Source organism: Treponema endosymbiont of Eucomonympha sp., assembly GCF_001028545.1.
Genome location: NZ_BBPW01000174.1, coordinates 1 through 1275, shown reverse-complemented (window position 1 = coordinate 1275; position 1275 = coordinate 1). Strand labels below are relative to the sequence as shown.

Annotated in this window: 2 protein-coding genes; both read right to left on the bottom strand. The window is 54.1% G+C overall.

What is annotated here, in order from left to right; all coding sequences use genetic code 11:
- Positions 1–168, bottom strand: a 168-nt coding sequence (locus AWU74_RS13460) for a BrnT family toxin (protein ID WP_162504899.1), incomplete at its 3' end; no start/stop codon positions are given.
- Positions 169–205: 37 nt separating this feature from the next.
- Positions 206–1275, bottom strand: a 1070-nt coding sequence (locus AWU74_RS05715) for a tyrosine-type recombinase/integrase (RefSeq protein ID WP_238580189.1), incomplete at its 5' end; no start/stop codon positions are given.

Genomic DNA, 1275 nt, shown 5'->3' with positions numbered 1-1275 from the left:
TAAAGTCTGGTAACGCGTCTCGCCGGATGTGTTGCCCTCGCTGTTGTCTACGCGCTCTATGCGGTTTATGTCGCTAAAAACATATTGAGAATCGTAAAAACTTACATGATGTTTCTGTAAGTTTAATAACGATTTTTCTGCATCCCATTCTATCCCGCCTATAGGCATAACAAAGTGTATTCCCTTCCGTATGCTTTTGTCAAGGTCATGCAATCAGTCTAAACTTTGCGCGGACTGCCTCGTAGTCCATAGCCTGCGCCGCGTGCGTGTAGTGGTCTGTCATGGCAATATCGGTGTGCCCTGCCAGCGTCTGCACAATCAGCGGGTCAACTCCGGCAAGACGCGCAAGCGATATGAAACTATGCCGCAATGAATGGCTAGAGAGGTTGCGCTGTTTCTGCTCTCCCTTTGAAATCCCGATTTCTGCGAGTACCGCCGCAAGGGAAATGTTGTTGAAGTTTTGCGAAACCGGCTCGCCGTCAATAACAAGGCTTTCAAGCACAAAATCCGCGCCGCCGATATGCCGCGCAGTCGCCCGCACCGCGTCAAGGCAAGCGGATACCGCCGCGCCGTAGGGCACTTTGCGGAAACTGCCGCACTTCGGTTCTCGCAGACCATCGTCGTCTACCCAGTTATGGCGAATGTCGATAATCCCGCCCTGTATGTCTCCCCACTGCAAGCCCCGGATTTCCCCTTTGCGCATTCCGCAGCACAAACCAAGCAGCACCGGAAGCAGTCGGCGCGGATTGTCCAGCGGCACGGCGCACACGGCGGCGGCTTCCGCTTGCGTCAATATGCCCTTCTCGGTTTTGATTTCAGACGCTTTTGTTATGATTTTTGAAGGGTCGTACTGTATTAAATTGCGCCGTACTGCCTGCCCGATTGCGACTTTTACCAGTTTCAGGCAGTGGTTCACGCGGTTGCCGGTTATGCCGTGCTGTTCTCTTGCCCATAACTGCCAGCGTTCAACGTCTCCGGCGGTAACTGCGGCAAGGCGCATTTTTGCGAAAGGCTTGTATGTTGCGATATGAAGACGAATGTCGCCGGTGTTATGCCTGATATAAGCCGTCGATAGAGCTTTCCCTTTCACGCTCACCGCCTGTCGGCAATACTCCCCGTCCGCTCGCCAGAAATCATTCAAATACTCGATAAAGCCGACATCACGAGTATCCCGCGCTTGCGTCAATACGCCCGCCTGTAGCAACCGCCGCGCCGCCTCTTCCGCCTTCCCCTTTGGCTCGCCCAAAGGTACGCCGGTAGATTTCCGGCAAGCCC